The sequence below is a fragment of the Agrobacterium sp. CCNWLW32 genome, assembly GCF_037083425.1.
Classification (GTDB): domain Bacteria; phylum Pseudomonadota; class Alphaproteobacteria; order Rhizobiales; family Rhizobiaceae; genus Agrobacterium; species Agrobacterium radiobacter.
In genome coordinates, this window is sequence record NZ_JBAOJM010000008.1 from 163,476 (window position 1) to 181,202 (window position 17,727).

At 61.7% G+C, this 17,727-nt stretch carries 20 protein-coding genes; 15 read left to right on the forward strand and 5 right to left on the reverse strand.

The features are described 5' to 3' along the window. Position 1 precedes the first annotated feature (1 nt). Positions 2-679, forward strand: a complete 678-nt coding sequence (locus V6R85_RS17695) for an NnrU family protein (protein ID WP_129565328.1) — start codon at positions 2-4, stop codon at positions 677-679. Between the two features lie 4 nt (positions 680-683). On the opposite strand, the gene V6R85_RS17700 is transcribed toward V6R85_RS17695, so the two are convergent. The 3 genes from V6R85_RS17700 to V6R85_RS17710 are packed head-to-tail and all read right to left on the reverse strand — an operon-like array spanning position 684 to position 3,204. Further along, positions 684-1,274, reverse strand: coding sequence for a UbiX family flavin prenyltransferase (locus V6R85_RS17700; protein WP_129565329.1), 591 nt, complete (start codon positions 1,272-1,274; stop codon positions 684-686). After that, complete coding sequence (locus V6R85_RS17705; RefSeq protein WP_336377101.1) at positions 1,271-2,797, reverse strand: UbiD family decarboxylase; 1,527 nt, start codon at positions 2,795-2,797, stop codon at positions 1,271-1,273. Before V6R85_RS17705 ends, V6R85_RS17700 begins: the two co-directional genes overlap by 4 nt. A 56-nt stretch (positions 2,798-2,853) precedes the next feature. Continuing rightward, positions 2,854-3,204, reverse strand: coding sequence for a DUF488 domain-containing protein (locus tag V6R85_RS17710; RefSeq protein ID WP_003504671.1), 351 nt, complete (start codon positions 3,202-3,204; stop codon positions 2,854-2,856). Positions 3,205-3,353: 149 nt separating this feature from the next. Between V6R85_RS17710 and ubiT the strand changes: the two genes are divergently transcribed. From ubiT to V6R85_RS17780, 14 genes are all read left to right on the forward strand, one after another. Further along, positions 3,354-3,869 carry a ubiquinone anaerobic biosynthesis accessory factor UbiT gene (gene ubiT / locus V6R85_RS17715; protein WP_020809032.1) on the forward strand — a complete coding sequence of 172 codons (516 nt, stop codon included), beginning with the start codon at positions 3,354-3,356 and terminating at the stop codon, positions 3,867-3,869. Beyond that, on the forward strand, positions 3,860-4,837 hold the full coding sequence (gene ubiU, locus V6R85_RS17720) for a ubiquinone anaerobic biosynthesis protein UbiU (RefSeq protein WP_003504676.1): 978 nt from the start codon (positions 3,860-3,862) through the stop codon (positions 4,835-4,837). The genes ubiT and ubiU overlap by 10 nt, the downstream gene beginning before the upstream one ends. A 5-nt stretch (positions 4,838-4,842) precedes the next feature. Continuing rightward, a complete protein-coding gene (gene ubiV / locus V6R85_RS17725; protein ID WP_129565331.1) occupies positions 4,843-5,781 on the forward strand; it encodes a ubiquinone anaerobic biosynthesis protein UbiV in 939 nt (312 codons plus the stop codon). Then, on the forward strand, positions 5,778-6,161 hold the full coding sequence (locus tag V6R85_RS17730; RefSeq protein ID WP_336377102.1) for a hypothetical protein: 384 nt from the start codon (positions 5,778-5,780) through the stop codon (positions 6,159-6,161). Before ubiV ends, V6R85_RS17730 begins: the two co-directional genes overlap by 4 nt. Before the next feature lie 141 nt (positions 6,162-6,302). Continuing rightward, on the forward strand, positions 6,303-7,289 hold the full coding sequence (locus V6R85_RS17735) for an ABC transporter substrate-binding protein (protein ID WP_111782385.1): 987 nt from the start codon (positions 6,303-6,305) through the stop codon (positions 7,287-7,289). A gap of 5 nt (positions 7,290-7,294) precedes the next feature. Next, positions 7,295-8,104: an ABC transporter permease gene (locus V6R85_RS17740; RefSeq protein ID WP_111818746.1), complete on the forward strand. Its 810-nt coding sequence runs from the start codon at positions 7,295-7,297 to the stop codon at positions 8,102-8,104. Next, complete coding sequence (locus V6R85_RS17745; RefSeq protein WP_336377103.1) at positions 8,101-8,853, forward strand: ATP-binding cassette domain-containing protein; 753 nt, start codon at positions 8,101-8,103, stop codon at positions 8,851-8,853. The genes V6R85_RS17740 and V6R85_RS17745 overlap by 4 nt, the downstream gene beginning before the upstream one ends. Continuing rightward, positions 8,850-10,037, forward strand: a complete 1,188-nt coding sequence (locus V6R85_RS17750) for an NnrS family protein (protein WP_111817846.1) — start codon at positions 8,850-8,852, stop codon at positions 10,035-10,037. Before V6R85_RS17745 ends, V6R85_RS17750 begins: the two co-directional genes overlap by 4 nt. 201 nt (positions 10,038-10,238) lie before the next feature. Further along, on the forward strand, positions 10,239-10,424 hold the full coding sequence (napE, locus tag V6R85_RS17755) for a periplasmic nitrate reductase, NapE protein (protein WP_107676969.1): 186 nt from the start codon (positions 10,239-10,241) through the stop codon (positions 10,422-10,424). 7 nt (positions 10,425-10,431) lie between these two features. Continuing rightward, positions 10,432-10,932: a ferredoxin-type protein NapF gene (locus V6R85_RS17760; protein WP_111817847.1), complete on the forward strand. Its 501-nt coding sequence runs from the start codon at positions 10,432-10,434 to the stop codon at positions 10,930-10,932. After that, positions 10,925-11,212 (forward strand): chaperone NapD, encoded by a 288-nt coding sequence (locus tag V6R85_RS17765; protein WP_060724395.1) that lies wholly within the window; start codon positions 10,925-10,927, stop codon positions 11,210-11,212. Before V6R85_RS17760 ends, V6R85_RS17765 begins: the two co-directional genes overlap by 8 nt. Next, complete coding sequence (gene napA, locus V6R85_RS17770) at positions 11,187-13,691, forward strand: periplasmic nitrate reductase subunit alpha (RefSeq protein ID WP_129565632.1); 2,505 nt, start codon at positions 11,187-11,189, stop codon at positions 13,689-13,691. The genes V6R85_RS17765 and napA overlap by 26 nt, the downstream gene beginning before the upstream one ends. Next, a complete protein-coding gene (locus V6R85_RS17775; RefSeq protein ID WP_080814697.1) occupies positions 13,661-14,152 on the forward strand; it encodes a nitrate reductase cytochrome c-type subunit in 492 nt (163 codons plus the stop codon). Before napA ends, V6R85_RS17775 begins: the two co-directional genes overlap by 31 nt. Positions 14,153-14,154: 2 nt before the next feature. Beyond that, positions 14,155-14,850, forward strand: a complete 696-nt coding sequence (locus tag V6R85_RS17780; RefSeq protein ID WP_272872986.1) for a cytochrome c3 family protein — start codon at positions 14,155-14,157, stop codon at positions 14,848-14,850. A 105-nt stretch (positions 14,851-14,955) separates the two neighbouring features. Here V6R85_RS17780 and V6R85_RS17785 read toward each other — a convergent pair whose 3' ends face one another. Both V6R85_RS17785 and V6R85_RS17790 read right to left on the reverse strand, forming a co-directional pair. Then, the gene (locus V6R85_RS17785; protein WP_060726724.1) at positions 14,956-16,869 is read right to left on the reverse strand and encodes a PhoX family protein; all 1,914 of its coding nucleotides are present in this window, start codon (positions 16,867-16,869) and stop codon (positions 14,956-14,958) included. A 129-nt stretch (positions 16,870-16,998) separates the two neighbouring features. Further along, positions 16,999-17,712 carry a 4'-phosphopantetheinyl transferase family protein gene (locus V6R85_RS17790; protein WP_111817850.1) on the reverse strand — a complete coding sequence of 238 codons (714 nt, stop codon included), beginning with the start codon at positions 17,710-17,712 and terminating at the stop codon, positions 16,999-17,001. Positions 17,713-17,727 lie beyond the last annotated feature (15 nt).

The following is a 17,727-nucleotide window of genomic DNA, read 5'->3' on the forward strand; positions in this document are numbered from 1 at the left end:
CATGCTTGAACTTGTCGCCGCTCTTTCGCTTTTCGTGGCGCTGCATTCCATTCCCGCCGTGCCGGCCGTGCGCGGCCGGCTGATTGCGGCCATCGGCAGGCCCGCTTATTTCGGCGCCTATTCCGTGGTCTCGCTTCTGACGCTGGCCTGGGTTTTTTATGCCGCGCTGTCCGTCGATTACATTCCGCTCTGGGATGTCGCGCCCTGGCAGGCGCATGTCACGTTTCTGGCAGCACCGCTCGGCCTGTTTTTCGTGCTGGCAGGCCTCCTCAGCGTCAATCCGCTCTCCATTTCCATACGGCAGGGGCAGAGACCGGGCGCCATTGTCCGCATCACCCGCCATCCGGTGCTTGTCGGTTTTCTGTTCTGGTCGCTGGGGCATGTCGTGCCGAATGGCGACCTGCGCTCCGTTATTCTCTTCGGCGGCTTTGCGCTGTTTTCTCTCGGCGGAATGGCCATGACTGAAAAACGCGCCCGGAAAAGACTGGGCGATGCGTGGGGCGCGACGGCTGCCGGCAGCGCAACGGTTCCCTTCGCAGCAATCCTCTCCGGTAAAACGCGCCTCGCCGTGGACGGGCCGATGCTGCTTGCTGCGGCGCTGACGGCGTTGACGATCTGGTGGCTGCTGGCCGGTGGCCATGCTGCGCTCTTCGGCGCGGACCCTATGGCCTATCTCTGATCGCTCAGGGTGCTTTCACAACATGTGGCTGCCATATCGTCGCCTGCGGCGCGGAAGCGATACCGAGCTGATCAATGGCGCGAGCGGCCATCTGGTCGACAATATCGGCGATGCTTTGCGGTCTGTTGTAAAAGGCCGGAACCGGCGGCATGACGGTGGCGCCCGCTTCCGTCACCGCGCACATGTTGCGCAGATGGATGAGATGCAGCGGCGTCTCGCGTGTCATCAGGATCAGCTTCCGGCGTTCCTTCAGATGCACATCGGCGGCGCGGGTGAGAAGATTGTCCGAAAACCCGGTTGCAATGGCCGCAAGTGTGCGCATGGAGCAGGGCGCAACGATCATGCCGGCTGTCGGGAAAGAGCCGCTGGCAATTGCCGCGCCGATGTCATCGACGGCGTGATTGACACTGGCGAGCGACAACATCCGCCCCATGGCTTGCGCACCTTCCTCATGCAGCACGGTGCGTCTGGCCGATTGCGACAGGACGAGATGGATTTCGACGCTTTTCATCCCGGCGAGGCGTTCGATGATGCGCAGCGCAATGGCGGCACCCGAGGCGCCGGTAACGCCGACCACGACGCGGCACGGAGTCATGGCCGTTCTCCAAGGCCGAGATCACGCCATATCAGATCGACTTTCGCGATCACGTCAGGTGTCATTGATAGCACGCGGCCCCATTCACGCTCCGTCTCCGGCGGCAGCTTGCGGGTGGCATCCAGCCCCATCTTGCCGCCGAGCCCGGCTTTCGGCGAGGCGAAGTCGAGATAATCAATCGGCGTGTCGTTGATGATCGTTGTATCGCGCGAGGCGTCGAAACGGGTGGAGAGCGCCCAGACGACGTCCGCCCAGTTGCGCACATCAATGTCGGGATCGACCAGAATGATGAGTTTTACATAGCTGAACTGCGGCAGCATCGACCAAAGGCCCATCATCACCCGTTTTGCCTGCCCCGGATATCGTTTGTCGATCGAAGCGACCATCACGCGGTAGGAACAGGCCTCCGGCGGCATCCACAGATCGACGATTTCCGCAAACTGTCTTTTGACGAGCGGCAGGAAAATCTCGAGCATGGCCTCGCCGAGAACCGAGGGTTCATCCGGCGGCCGGCCGGTATAGGTGGAAAGATAGATCGGATTGCGGCGCATGGTGATTGCCGACAGTGTCATGACCGGAAAGGCTTCGACCGAATTATAATAGCCGGTATGGTCGCCATAAGGTCCTTCCAGCGCCGTTTCCGTTACTGAGACGGTCCCTTCCAGCACGATCTCGGCATGGGCGGGCACCGGCATCGGCACGGTCAATGCTCTGGCGATGCGGCTTTTCGAGCCGCGCAGCAGGCCGGAAAAGCCAAGCTCGCTGATATGTTCGGGAAGCGGCATGACGGCGGCGAGAATGGTGGCGGGATCAGTGCCGATGGCGACGGTAACGGGCATATCCAGCCCGCGCGCCTGCCACAGCCGGTGGTGATGTGCCCCGCCACGATGAGCCAGCCAACGCATGATCACCCTGTCCGGCCCCAACATCTGCATGCGGTAGATGCCGACATTGATATCGTCGGGATCATCAGGCGAACGGGTGATGACCAGCGGCCAGGTGATGAGCGGGGCCGGTTCGCCCGGCCAGCACCATTGCACCGGCAGGTGGGCAAGGTCGACTGCATCTCCCGTCAGCACCCTTTCCTGCACCGGCGCGCGGGAGACGTTGCGTGGCCGCATGGAAAGTGCTGCCCGGAGCAAAGGCAGCTTGCTCCAGGCCTCTGCCATGGTTTTCGGCGGCCGCGGCTCGCGCAATTCTGCCAGCTTCGCGCCAAGCGTGGGCAGACCGCCCGTTTCCAGCCCGAGCCCCCATTCGATGCGTTGACGCGTGCCGAACAGATTGGCAAGCAGCGGCATCTCCCGCACCTTGCCCTCGTGGTCGACGGGTTGCTCGAACAGCAGCGCCGGCCCGGCCTCGGCGAGTACGCGGCGGTGGATTTCGGTGATCTCGTGCACCAGCGAGATCGGCTGGCGGATTCGCCGCAGCTGCCCACGCTCTTCCAGCAGCCGGACGAAACCGCGCAGATCGGCAGCGCGGAAGGGTTTCGTTTCTGTCTCTTTGTCTGTGCGCTCGTCTTTCATGCCGCCTGTTTGCCGGTGGCAGTGGGGCATGTCCTTGCGCTGCCGCAAATGCGGGTTCAGTGCGAACGAAGATAGTCGGCGAGAACGAGGGCGTGGTTGTGTTCGGTATCGTGGGCGGCATAAAGCAGTGTGACCCGGCCTTTCGCCATCAGCTCCTTCATCTGGGCCACGGCATCGGGGTTGGCCGCCAGTTCCTCATGATAATGCCGGGTAAATTCGGCAAAGCGCGATGGCATATGGGAGAAGTTCTTTCGCAATTCGTTGCTGGGCGCGATCGCCTTCAGCCATAGCGACAGTTTTGCATCTTCCTTGCGCATGCCGCGCGGCCAGAGCCGGTCCACCAGAACGCGCGTGCCGTCATCGTCGCTGGCGGGTTCGTAAATCCGTTTGACCCTTATATCGGACATGGGCGACCTCCTTCGCTTGGCAAGTCCGTGATCTATAGCGCTTTTCATCGTTTCACGCCGGAAAATCACCCTGTCTTTGCGTTCGCTCAAACCGCCATCCGTGCGCCACGGTTAGGTTGCCGCCCGCAACAGAGCCGACAGGACCCTTCATGAGACCTTTTCCCGCCGCCATCGCCACCCCCTTGAATTTTCTGCCGATTGCCGTGGTGCAGCGAGCGACGGCGGCGATGCTGGCGCAGATCATGAAGCGGCATCCGAATATGTTCGTCCGGCTCGGCGAACATCGCAACAAGCGCTACGCTTTTCTGCCTGTCGATCTCCCCTTCGCCTTCATGGTCGAACCCGCAAGTCCTGCCATCACCGTCAGCCGAAAGGGCCGCCTGCCCAAGACGGACGCGGCGGTCGAGGGACCGCTTTTCATGCTGCTTGCGCTGATGGAGGGGCGGCAGGATGCCGATGCGCTGTTCTTTTCGCGTGATCTGAGCGTCACCGGCGACATGGAGGCGATGCTGGCGCTGCGCAATGCGCTTGATGACAGCGGTATCGATCTGCCGCGTGACCTCGGTGCATTTGCCGGGCCTTTCGCGCCCGTGGTAACGCGTGTCGCGAACCGCCTGCGCGGCCACGTTCTGTCCGAAACGCGGGGAGAGCAGGCATGGAACTGATCTGTCCCGCGGGAACGCCCGCCGCCTTTCGTGAGGCCGTGGATGCCGGGGCGGACGCTGTCTATTGCGGCTTTCGTGATGAAACCAATGCCCGCAATTTTCCCGGCCTCAATTTTTCCCGCGAAGAGCTGGCCGACGCCATCACTTACGCGAAGAAACGCGGTGTCCAGACCTTTGTGGCGCTCAACACCTTCATGCGCGCCGGTAATGAGGATATCTGGTATCGCGGCGCGGCCGATGCCGTGAAGGCGGGGGCTGACGCGCTTATCCTCGCCGATTTCGGCCTGATGGCGCATGTGGCGGAAAACCATCCGCAGCAGCGCATCCACGTCTCGGTACAGGCCTCCGCCTCCAATGCCGACGCGGTCAATTTTCTCGTCGATGCCTTCGGCGCCAAACGGGTGGTGCTGCCGCGCACCCTGACGATTTCCGACATCGCCCGGCTGGCGCGGCAAATCCGCTGCGAAATCGAAATCTTCGTGTTCGGCGGTCTCTGCGTCATGGCGGAAGGGCGGTGCTCGCTGTCCTCCTATGCCACAGGCAAATCACCCAACATGAACGGCGTCTGCTCGCCGGCAAGCCATGTGCATTACCGGCAGGATGGGCAGGAGCTGGTGTCGGAACTCGGTGATTACACCATCAACCGCTTTCCGGCGGGGGAGGCGGCGGGTTACCCGACGCTGTGCAAGGGCCGTTTCGAGATTGCCGATGACAAGTCCTATGCCTTCGAGGATCCGGTATCGCTTGACGTGATGGACCAGATCGATGCGCTGCGCGAGGCGGGGGTCAGCGCGCTGAAGATCGAGGGTCGCCAGCGCGGCAAGGCCTATGTGGCGGAAGTGGTTTCCACCCTGCACCGGGCGCTTTCCGCCGGTGCCGAAGAGCGCGGCAGGCTGCTCTCACGCCTGCGGCTCTTAAGCGAAGGCCAGCGCACCACCGTTGGCGCTTACGAGAAACGCTGGAGATGAAGGCGATGGTAAAACCCGCAAAGGCCACTCTGGCGCTCGGCCCGGTCCTTTATCTCTGGCAGGGCGAGAAATGGCGAGATTTCTATTTCCGCGTCGCCGATGAGGCGCCCGTCAGCCATGTCTATCTCGGTGAGACCGTCTGTTCCAAACGGTTTCATTTCACCGAGCCGCATCTGGCAGAGGTGATCGAGCGGCTGGAGAACGCCGGAAAACAGGTGATCCTTTCGACGCTTTCACTGGTGACGCTGGAACGGGAAAGCCGCCAGCTGCGCGGCCTGATCGCCGATAGTCCCTATCCCGTCGAGGCGAATGACCTTTCCGCCCTTGGCATGCTGCATGGCGCGCCGCACGTCGTCGGGCCGATGGTGAATGTCTATAATGCCGCGACCGCGCGGCTGCTCTCCTCGCGCGGGGCAAGCGCCATCTGCCTGCCGCCGGAACTGCCGATGATCTCGGTGGAGCGCATCGTGGCGGAGACGCCTGATGTGGACTTCGAAATCTTCGCCTTCGGCCGCCTGCCGCTCGCCATTTCGGCGCGCTGCGCCCATGCCCGCGCCAAGGGCAATATCAAGGATAATTGCCAGTTCGTCTGCGGCGACGATCCGGATGGATTGCCGGTCCGTACGCTCGACCGGCAGTCGTTTCTGGCGCTGAACGGGGTGCAGACGGTGTCGCACACCTGCCAGTCGCTGCTTGGCGAGCTTCAGGATCTGGCCGCTGCCGGCATCGCCCGCTTCCGCCTCTCGCCGCAGGATTGCGACATGGTGGCGGTGGCGCAGATCCATGACGATGTTCTGACCGGCAGGCGGGGTGCGGACGATGGTCTTGCCCGTCTCAGCCAAATCTATCCGGACGTGCCTTTTTCCAATGGTTTTCACCACGGGCAGGAAGGGGCGGCCTGGATCGCCCGCGCCCGCAACACGGTGCATGGGGTGAATGCATGACGACGAACGGGCAAAGTGAACAAACGCTGTCCGCAGCAGCGCCGGGCGGGGCGGATATCGCGGCGGCGATCCATCTCGTGCGTAACGTGGTTTTGCAAAGTGCGCTCGATTGCGACTGCCGTGACAAGGTGCACGAGGCGCTGCGCGAGCTTGAGGATTTCGAGCGCCAGCGCAATGTCGTCAAGCTCCTTGCCGCCGCCCGCGAGGAGCGGCGCAAGATCGGGCTTCTAGCCGATATGCTATCGGATTTTGCCGAGGACGATACGGTCGATGAAGGCGTGGTCGAAACGGCGAGCCTGATGTTTCTCGATATCGCCGCCGCCGCGCAGGAGGGTTCGCGCATTCTGCGAGAGGCCCGGTCTCTTAAAACATGCAAATAGCCCCTTGCTTCCGGCGTTGTTTGATCCTGCGCAAAGAGCACCCGCTTGCAAAATGTCATTTCCGGGTTGGTGACGCTCCGGGCCGCAAGGCCGGTTGTGCGGGCATCGGGGGCGCTTCCGGCGCGAACAAGGATCAGGACCATGGCCCATCATCTCACCCGTCGTCAGGCTCTTTCGGCCCTTTCCGGTTTCACGGTGGCGACGCTTGCCGCACCCCATATTCTGAAAGCGGAGACACCGCTCACCTTTTACGGGCCTCCCGCTGCGCCGTCCGCCGTGCTGGCCCATGCCGTAAAAGGCGGGTTCCTGAAGGACGTTGCGCCTGAAGCCGTGTTCAAGGCCTGGAAAACGCCGGATGAAATGCGCGCGGCCGTTGCCTCCGGCTCCATGGGGGCGGTGGTGATGCCGAGTTATGGCGCCGCCAATCTCCATAATCGCGGCCTCGGCCTCGGGCTGCTCAACGTGCTGACCACGGGTCTGCTCTATATCGTTTCGAAAGACGAGACGCTGAACTCCCTGAAAAGCCTTTCCGGCAAGACGCTCGCTTTGCCGTTCAAGAATGATATGCCCGATTTCGTGCTGCATCGCCTTGTTGCCGAAAACGGCTTGAAGTCCGGCGACATCAAGCTGGAATATGCCGCCTCGCCGCCGGAAGCTGTGCAATTGCTGCTGACGGGCAGGGTGGATGCGGCGCTGCTCAGCGAACCGGCCGCAACCGCTGTGCTGATCAAGGCGAAGTCGTTTTTCATGACCGTCCACCGCACCATCGATATCCAGCAGGAATGGGCGAAGGTGGCCGGCAAGGCCGAAATCCCGCAGGCCGGCCTCGCCTTGACGTCGCAGGTTCAGCAAAAGCTCGGCAAGGCCGGCATAGAGGCGCTGCAGGCGGGCATGGAGGCTGCACTTGCCAGCGCCATCGCCGATCCGAAGACGGCGGCCGATGCCGTCGCCGAAGCCCTGGGCTTTCCGCCTGACATCATCGCTGCCTCCTTCCCGACTAGCCATCTATGTGCGCTGAAGGCGAGTGCTGCGCGTACCGATCTTGAGGCGTTTTACGATGAACTCGCCAAGGCCGACCCCGCGATCATCGGCGGCCGGCGGCCGGATGACGGTTTTTATCTGGTGTAGCAGGCATGAACCGCATTCTCGAAAGTCTTGGCTGGATGGGCCGCTATCTCTGGGCGGGCTGGGCGGGGCTTTCGGGTATTTTCTGCTTTCTCGCCGCCTGGCAGGCCGGGCATGAAATTTATGGCTCCTTCATCCTGCCTTCGCCGGGTGAGACCTTCACGGCTATCGGAGTGCTTGCGGCGAGGCCGGATTTCTTCGCGATCCTGTCGCAGAGCGCCGTCAGGGCCCTGAGCGGTTTCACCATTGCGGCGGGCATCGGCACCGTCGCCGGCGTGATGGCGGGTTACTCCTTCGCGGCCATGCGGCTGATGAAGCCTGTTGTCACCGTCCTGCTCGGCGTTCCGCCCATAGGCTGGATCGTGCTGGCGCTGATCTGGTTCGGTTCCTCCGGCGGCACTGCCGTCATGACCGTTGTCATCGCATCGGCTCCCGTTTCCTTTGCCGGTGCATTGGAAGGTGTCGCCAAGCGGGATCGTCAGCTGGAGGTGATGGCGCAGGCCTTCGGTGCTCCATGGTTTTACCGGCTGCGCACCGTCACCATGCCGCATGTGCTTTCCTATCTCTTTCCCGCCTGGACCACGACGGCCGGCAGTGCGTGGAAAGTCACTGTCATGGCCGAGCTTCTGTCGAATTCCGGCGGCATTGGCGGCGAACTGGCCACCGCACGCGCGCTGTTCGACATTGCGCAGGTCAGCGCCTGGCTCACCATCACCGTCGCGCTGGCGCTGCTCACCGATTACGGCCTGCTGCATCTGCTGCGCGAAGCACTGGAACGCTGGCGCGCCGCCGGGCTGCCATGGGGTGTCAAACGATGAGCGATGATTCCAGCCTGTGTTTCGAACATGTCGGCCACGCCTTTTTAGGTCGCAGCCTGTTCGAGAATTTCGACCTGAGCATAGCGCCGGGGGAAACCGTGGCGCTGCTTGGCCCTTCTGGCAGCGGCAAGACGACGATCCTGCAGATCGCGGCTGGTATCATCGATCCCGTTCGCGGCCGCGTGCATCGTCGATATCGCCGGCAGGGTCTGGTCTTTCAGGAACCGCGGCTGCTGCCATGGATGACGCTGATCGACAATATCGCCTACGGCCTTGCGGCCACCGGCATGCCGAAACGGGAACGCCGTGAAAGGGCTGGGTGTTTTGCGCTCGAAGTTGGGCTGGAAGAAGCGGATTTAGGCAAATATCCGGTCGAGCTTTCCGGCGGCATGCGCCAGCGCGCCGGTGTGGCGCGGGCGCTGGCGGTGGAGCCGGACATGCTGTTTCTGGACGAACCTTTCAGCGCCGTGGATGTCGGCCTGCGCCGCCATTTGCAGGAGCTTCTGGTGGATGCCACCCGCAGGCGCGGTTTCTCCACCCTTCTTGTCACCCATGATCTTCATGAAGCGCTGATGGTGGCCGACAGGCTGATCGTGCTTTCAGGCATGGACGGCCGCGTGGTTGCGGCTCACAAGCCTTCCGGTTCGCCGGGCGGGCGCATGGCGCGGGCGGTGTTCGATGAAGCGGAACGCCTGGCCGAGAGCCCGGCCTTTGCCGAACTGTTTTCGGCGAGGGAGCGGGTCAGATGAGGCCGCCGCCGATCCTTTCCGAAGCCCTGCGGCTGTTTTTTCCTCTGGCCGCCCTGCATGGCGCAGTCTGGCCGTTTTTGTGGGTGGTTATCGGCGGTTATGGCCTGCCTTTCGCCGATGCCCTGCCTGCCTCGCAATGGCACGCCCATGAGATGATTTTTGGCACCTATGGCATGGCGCTTGCGGGTTTCCTCGGCTCGGCGGTGCCGGAATGGACGGATACGAAACCGGCGCAGGGAAGAGCGCTGGTCCATCTTGCCTGCCTCTGGCTGCCGGGCCGCATCATCGGTTTCTTGGGGGCTGATGCGTGGAGCCTGCTGGCCGGCTTTTTCGATATGGCTTTTCTGCTGGCGCTCTCTGCCCTCATCGGCAGGGCGATGCTGGCGCGGCGTACGGTGAAGCACCTGACATTCCTCATCTGGCTTCTTCTTTTCGCTGCGGCGGAAGCGGGGGTGCGTTATGGCTGGTGGGCCGGCGATCTCGCATTCGCATCCCGCTGTCTGGAGGTGGCGTTGTGCATCTTCACCGTGCTGTTTTCGCTCTCGGCAGCCCGCATCAATGTGGTCGTCATCAATCTGGCGCTCGATCCAAGCGGAGAGACCACGCCTTACCGGCCGCATCCCGGCCGCCAGCATATGGCGGGCGCCATGGTGACGATTTATATGGCGGCGAGGCTCGTCTTTCCGCAAAGTGATGTCTGCGCTTGGCTGGCGCTTGCGGCCGGTGCGGCGTTTTTCGACCGGCTGGCCGAATGGTTCATCGGGCGCGCGGTCTTCAGGACCGAGGTGCTGCTGCTCGGGCTTGGTAATGCTTTTGCCGGCGCGGGTTTTCTGGCGCTCGGGGCGACACGGCTCGGTTTTTCCGTCACGCCCGCCGCAGGGCTGCATCTCCTTTCGGTCGGGGCGCTTGGATGCGCTGTCATGGCGGTTTTCATCATCGCCGGGCTTCGGCACACGGGCCGCAATCTGGCGTCTCTGCCTTGGCAGGCCCATGCGGCGGCGGCCCTGATGGTGGCGGCCGGGCTGATCCGCATCCTGCCTGAGTTCGATTTCGCCGCGATCCTGTCACCCTATCATCATGGCCTCAGTGCAATGTTCTGGGCGGCGAGTTTCGGCATCTGGCTGCAGGGTTTTCTGCCCTTCATGCGCGTGCCGGGCATGGACGATACGGGAGCCTGCGGATGAGAGCGAGATTCCCGCAGCAGGCGCATTCAACCGTTTTTACGTCGACTGTTTATTTTTTCAGCAAAAGCACAATGCGAAATCAGTGACTTAGGCGAGCCGTCTTGATGAATGTTAGTTTTGATAAATAATCAATAAAATCAAGTGGTTGAATATTTCCGTCTTTTAGTCGATGATGACTCGAAACGAATAGGAAACGCGAATATGCCTAAAATAGTCGCGCCTCAACACGCAGATGAAAAGCCTGGCCGGACGAGGGAACTTGTGACCTTCGCCGTTCTGGCCTTTGGAATCTGGCCCGTTCTGGCGGTCGGATTTGTCGGGGCTTATGGCTTTATCGTCTGGATGTTCCAGATCATTTACGGCCCTCCGGGGCCGCCCGGTCATTGAGGGCGCCATGATGATGGAAGCCTCTCTCAGCCGGCGCGATTTGCTGCGCGGCGGGCAAAAACATAGACCACGCATCTGTCCCCCCGGGGTCGCGTTGAGCGACCTCACCGCTTGTAGCGGTTGTGCAAAATGTGTCGAAGCCTGTCCCACCGGCATCATTGCCATGGTGGGCGGCTTGCCTTCGGTGGATTTTTCCAGCGGGGAATGCACCTTTTGCGGCAAATGCGCCGAAGCCTGTCCGGAGCCGGTGTTTGCCGCCCCCGCCGCGCAACGCTTTGATCATGTCATGGCGATCGGCGAGGGCTGTCTCGCCTTCGGCAATATTGATTGTCAGGCCTGCCGCGATGCCTGCCCGACCGAGGCCATCCGGTTTCGTCCCCGCCGCGGCGGTCCCTTCGTGCCTGAACTTATCGAACAAGCCTGCACCGGCTGCGGAGCCTGCGTGTCCGTCTGCCCGGCCGGTGTGATCGAGATCAAGGAAGCAGCCACGGAGATGCAATATGCCTGAAAATACAGGGCGGTATCATGTTTCAAGCGCCGTGGTGGCGGTGATGCCGCAGATGCGCGACGCCGTGCTCGCAACGCTTTTAACGCTCGACAATGTCGAGGTTCATGGCGAGGGCAACGGCAAGATCGTCATCGTCATCGATGGCACGAGCACCGGCATGCTGGGCGATACGCTCACTTATATTTCGACACTCGACGGTGTGATTGCCGCCAACATGGTTTTCGAACACGTCGATACAGAGGAGACAAGCGGCGATGAGCAGCGAACTGACGCGGCGTGATCTATTGAAGGCGCATGCCGCCGGCATTGCGGCGGCGACGGCGGGCATTGCGCTGCCGGCCGCGGCCCAGCCGGTGCCGGGCGGCGTTTCCGCCTTGCAGATCAAATGGTCCAAGGCGCCCTGTCGTTTCTGCGGCACGGGCTGCGGCGTCATGGTCGGCGTCAAGGAAGGTAAGGTCGTCGCCACCCACGGCGACATGCAGGCGGAGGTCAATCGCGGCCTCAACTGCATCAAGGGCTATTTCCTGTCCAAGATCATGTATGGCAAGGACCGCCTGCAGACCCCGCTTCTGCGCAAGAAAAACGGCGTTTACGCGAAGGATGGCGAGTTCGAGCCGGTAAGCTGGGACGAGGCCTTCGACGTCATGGCCGAGCAGTGCAAGCGGGTGCTGAAGGAAAAGGGACCGACGGCGGTGGGCATGTTCGGTTCCGGCCAGTGGACGATCTTCGAGGGTTATGCCGCGACCAAGCTGATGCGCGCCGGCTTCCGCTCCAACAATCTCGATCCCAATGCCCGCCACTGCATGGCGTCTGCTGCCTATGCCTTCATGCGCACCTTCGGCATGGATGAGCCGATGGGCTGTTACGACGATTTCGAACATGCCGATGCCTTTGTGCTCTGGGGTTCGAACATGGCGGAAATGCACCCCATTTTGTGGACGCGCATCGCCGACCGGCGTCTGGGGTTCGACCATGTGAAGGTGGCGGTGCTTTCGACCTTCACCCATCGCAGCATGGACCTTGCCGATATCCCGATGGTCTTCAAACCTGGCACGGATCTCGTCATCCTCAATTACATCGCCAACCACATCATCAAGACCGGGCGCGTCAACGAAGACTTCGTGAAGAACCACACGAAATTTGTGCGCGGCGTCACCGATATCGGTTACGGCCTGCGGCCGGACAATCCGGTGGAGATGAATGCCGCCAATTCCGCTGATCCGACCAAGACCGAAGCGATCGATTTCGAAACCTTCAAGGAATTCGTCTCCGAATACACGCTGGAAAAGACCGCGGCCATGACCGGCGTTGAAGCCGGTTTTCTGGAGGAGCTGGCCGAGCTTTATGCCGACCCGAAACGCAAGGTCATGTCGCTCTGGACCATGGGTTTCAACCAGCATGTTCGCGGCGTCTGGGCCAACCAGATGGTCTATAACATCCATCTGCTGACGGGCAAGATTTCCGAGCCGGGTAACAGCCCGTTCTCGCTCACCGGCCAGCCCTCGGCCTGCGGCACGGCGCGTGAGGTGGGAACCTTCGCCCACCGCCTGCCGGCCGACATGACGGTGACCAACCCCGAGCACCGCAAACATGCGGAAGAAATCTGGCGCATCCCGCACGGCATCATCCCGGAAAAGCCGGGTTATCACGCCGTGCAGCAGGACCGCATGCTGCATGACGGCAAGCTGAATTTCTACTGGGTGCAGGTCAATAACAACGTTCAGGCCGGTCCCAACACCAAGAACGAGACGTATCAGGGCTATCGCAACCCCGAAAACTTCATCGTGGTCTCGGATGCCTATCCGACCATCACGGCCATGAGCGCCGACCTTATTCTGCCCGCCGCCATGTGGGTGGAAAAGGAGGGCGCCTATGGCAATGCCGAGCGGCGCACCCATGTCTGGCACCAGCTGGTCGAGGCCTCGGGTGAGGCGCGTTCCGATCTCTGGCAGCTGGTGGAATTTTCCAAGCGCTTCACCACCGATGAAGTGTGGCCGGCGGAGATACTCGAAGCCAATCCCGCCTATCGCGGCAAGACGCTTTATGAGGTTCTCTTCAAGGACAGCGATGTCGGCAAGTTCCCGCTGAGCGAGATCAACGCGGATTACCAGAACCAGGAATCCAAGGATTTCGGTTTCTATCTGCAGAAGGGCCTCTTCGAGGAATATGCCGCCTTCGGGCGCGGCCACGGCCATGATCTTGCGCCTTACGATGCCTATCACGATGTGCGCGGCATGCGCTGGCCTGTGGTGGACGGCAAGGAAACGCTGTGGCGTTACCGCGAGGGTTACGACCCCTATGTCAAACCCGGCGAGGGCGTGAAGTTCTACGGCAACAAGGACGGCAAGGCGGTCATCATCGCCGTGCCCTATGAGCCGCCGGCCGAATCCCCCGACGACGAATTCGATACCTGGCTGGTGACGGGCCGCGTGCTGGAGCACTGGCATTCCGGTTCCATGACCATGCGCGTGCCGGAACTCTACAAGGCTTTCCCCGGCGCCCGCTGTTTCATGAATGCCGATGATGCGCGCAAGCGCGGGCTCAATCAGGGCGCGGAAATCCGCATCGTCTCGCGCCGTGGCGAAATCCGCTCGCGGGTGGAAACACGCGGCCGCAACCGCATGCCGCCCGGCGTCATCTTCGTTCCCTGGTTCGATGCCAGCCAGCTCATCAACAAGGTGACGCTCGACGCAACCGATCCCATCTCCAAGCAGACGGATTTCAAGAAATGCGCAGTCAAGATAGAGCCAGTCGCATGATCAGGAAACACGGATGGATGGTCGCCACGCTTCTGGTGGTCGCGGTGGCGACGGGTGCCGTTGCGCAGATGGTGCCGGAATTGTCCGGCCCGCGCGGCGACGCCATGCGCACCGAGCCCGCCAAACCTCTGCCGAAATGGGTGATCGACGACTTCAGGCGCATGCGCGCCTATCCGGAACAGCCGCCGGTCATCCCGCATTCGATCGATGGCTACCAGCTTTCGGTCAATGCCAACCGCTGTCTGTCCTGTCACAAGCGCGAATTCACGCAGGATTCCGGCGCGCCGATGATCAGCGTGACGCATTACATGACGCGCGAAGGCCAGATGCTGGCGGATGTTTCGCCGCGCCGTTATTTCTGCACAGCCTGCCATGTGCCGCAGGCTGATACGCGACCGCTCGTGCCCAACACGTTTCAGGACATGAGCGAAATGGGCGTCAAACCGGCGGGTAGCGAATGATGATCGCCCGAGTGAAAAAACTTCTCGCCTGGCTCTGGGCTATTCTGACGACGCCGGCCGGTACGCTCAGCCTTGCCTTCCTGACGCTTGGCGGCTTCGTCGGCGGGGTGATGTTCTGGGGCGCCTTCAACACCGCGCTTGAGATGACCAACAAGGAAGCCTTCTGCATTTCCTGTCATGAGATGCGCGCGAATGTTTATGAGGAACTGACGCGGACGGTGCATTTCTCCAACCGTTCCGGCGTGCGCGCCTCCTGTCCGGATTGCCATGTGCCGCATGAATGGACGGACAAGATCGCCCGCAAGATGCAGGCCTCCAAGGAGGTCTGGGGCAAGATTTTCGGCACCATCGATACGCGCAAGAAGTTCCTCGACAAGCGGCTGGAGCTTGCCCAGCACGAATGGTCGCGCCTGAAGGCCAATGACAGCCTGGAATGCCGCAACTGCCATTCTTCCGCCGCCATGGATTTTACCAAACAGACGCAGCGCGCCGCCGATATCCATTCCAAATATCTGCTGACGGGCAAGGCCACCTGTATCGATTGCCACAAGGGCATCGCCCATGAATTGCCGAATATGGAAGGCATCGACCCCGGCTGGAAAATGCCGCCGGCACTAGACGACCAACCGGGCCCGACGGCCTCTGCTGTGGACGACCTGAGGCGCGCGATGACGGATGTGCATCGGAACGTTTTCTGATCTGTCTGGCAAAACAAAACGCCGTGCAGGCTTCCGGATGCACGGCGTTTCCATTTATTAAACCGGACCGGGGGTTAGCCGCGGCCGGTTTGCTTCAGCCATGCGTCAGCCGATCTTCACATTGTCGTCGCGCTTGATGGCGATGAGGGCCGAGCGTGGCAGCTTGCCTTCCCCATCCGGGAAGGGGGCGTCGGGGTGCTGGATGCCGACGAAGTGGGTGCGCTTGTCGCCGGACCAGGTCTGGCCGGTGACTTCGGAACCCTTCGGGGCAGTCAGGAAGCGCTCGATGCGGCCGGTGGCCGGGTCGCCCGCCAGCATCTGGTTGTTGCCCTGGCCGGCGAAGTTGCCTTCATTGCTATCCTCGCCGTCGGTCTGGATCCAGAGCAGACCAGTGCTATCGAACATCATGCCGTCAGGCGAGTTGAACATGTTGCCTTCGTTGATGTTCGAAGAACCCGCATAGGCGTCCTTGTGGACGGTGGGGTTGCCGGCCATGCAGAACAGGTCCCACTTGAACTTGCCGTCCGCATGGTCGTCATTTTCCGGATACCAGCGCACGATCTGGCCGTATTCGTTCTTCTCGCGCGGGTTGGCGGCATTGGTCGCCATGGCATCGCCGCCGGCATTGGCGCGCAGCTTGCCGTCCTTCATTTCGCCGCGGCGGCTGTTATTGGTCAGCGCGCAATAGGCTTCGATGGCGACCGGGTTGATGGCGACCCATTCCGGGCGGTCCATCGTCGTTGCACCGACCTTGGAAGCGGCCTGTCGGGTGAAGACGCAGATTTCGTCGATCTTCATGCCCGTGGTTTCAGGGGTCAGGGCCAGCCACTCGCCGGCGCCGTCATCGGAGAACTTGGCGACGTAAAGCGTGCCTTCGTCAAGCAGCTTGGAGGTGTCGCCGCCCGGCACGTAGATGCCGTTGGAGACGAATTTATAGAGGAATTCGCCACGCTCGTCGTCACCCATGTAAACAACGACACGGCCGTCACGGGCAATCACCACGGCGGCGTTTTCATGCTTGATGCGGCCAAGCGCGGTGCGCTTGATCGGGGTGGACTTGGCGTCCGAAGGATCGATCTCGACCACATAACCGGCGCGGCGCGGTTCGTTGGGGTTCTTGGCGACGTCGAAACGCTCGTCAAACTTCTCATAGGCATAACGCGTCTCGGCCACGATGCCGTAACGCTTGTAATCATCAGGCAGCTTGAAGGTGGCGTCGGTGGTGCCGAAATAGCCGTTGAAGTTCTCTTCGCAGGTGAGGTAGGTGCCCCACGGTGTGCGGCCGGCGCCGCAATTGTTGAAGGTCCCGAGACAGTCGATACCATCAGGGTCGGCGGCGGTCTTGACGAGATCGGAGCCTGCAGCCGGGCCGGAAAGCTTCATTGGTGTGTTGTGGTGGATACGGCGGTTGAAGGGGCTGTCGAGAACGATCTTCCAGCCGTCCTTGTCTTCCGCAACTTCCATGACGGTGACGCCCTGCATGTTCTGCAGGATCTTCACATCGTCGGCCGTCTTCGGGTTGCCTTTTTCAGCGTGCGGCAGGTTGGTTTCCGGGTTCACATATTCGTGGTTGACGGCGATCAGCTGATGGCTGCCGACCACGAAAAGTTCCATACCGTCGGTGTTTTCGCCGAAGACCTTGTCGGAATTTTCAACGCTGACGCCCTTGGCGGGGTCGAGATCGGGAACGTTGGAGAACAGCGGCTGGCCCCATTTCGCCAGCGGCTTCCAGTTATAGCCTTCCGGGACATGGATGGTGTGGTCGGTTGCGGCGGCAACCGGCTTGAACGGGAAACGGCCGGCGGCGGCTTCCTGCGCCTCCGCCGAAGTGCTGCTCAACAGGTTGCCGAGTGTGCCCATGGCGGCCGCGGCCGAACCGAAGGCCAGCACGCCGCCGAGAAAGCCGCGGCGGGAAATCGCGGTTTCAACCACGCGGTCGAAATCGGTTTCGGCCGGCGGCGGGTTCTGCAGTTCGTCCCACTCGTCCCAGGACAATTTGCTCGTATCGATGTCGGTCATAGTCTGTCTCCACCGTTCAATGTTTGGAATCATTCCAACAGGCTGCGTACCTTCCGAGTGTTTCACTCGGATGACGGGAAGACGGGTTTAAAATATGATCTTCTCAGTTATGAATCTACCATTTTTCCCTCAATGCGGGAGAAGGATGCGAGTGAGCAGCAGGCCTTCGAAGCGGCAGAAGCGGAAGGGAACCTCCGTTCCGCGGCGCCAGTCTTCGCCGAGGTCGGCCGCCAGGCGCAATGATGCGGAGCCGTTTGCGTCGAATCCGGATAATTCGGCCGCCTCGAAAAAGAACAGCCGTTTCACTGTCGGATAAAGCGCCTTGAACAGGCTTTCCTTGGCCGAAAAAATCAACCCGGTCATGAAGGGATCGATATCGTTGCCGAGGTTGTGGCGCTCATTCGCGGTCAAGGCCTGCGGGGCGATATCGCGGGCCTCCTCTTCGGTCAGCAGCCTTTCGATATCGATGCCGATGCCGCGAAATCGCTGGGAAGAGCCGGCGAGCGCAATCGCCCGCCCATGGCTGTGGGAAATCGCGCCGATGACGCCCTCGGGCCAGATCGGGGCGCGATCCTCACCCATACCGGGAAAGACGGCGTAGCCGGTGAGGCGGCGCGTGGCTTCCGCCGCGCATCTGCGGCCGGCGATGAATTCCGCCTTGCGTCTTTGCGCGGCGTTTAAAAGCTGCGGCGGCAAGGGAGGGACCTCGCCGCCGCCGCCTTCTTCGGCGCTGTAACGAAGGGTGAGGCAATGGCAATCGCCGCTGTCGTCCGGCCAAGGCCAGATGGCCTCCGGTGGATCGCCGGAGACGGCTTCGCGATGAAACGCCGTTGCGACGGCCATATTCTTCACCTTCAA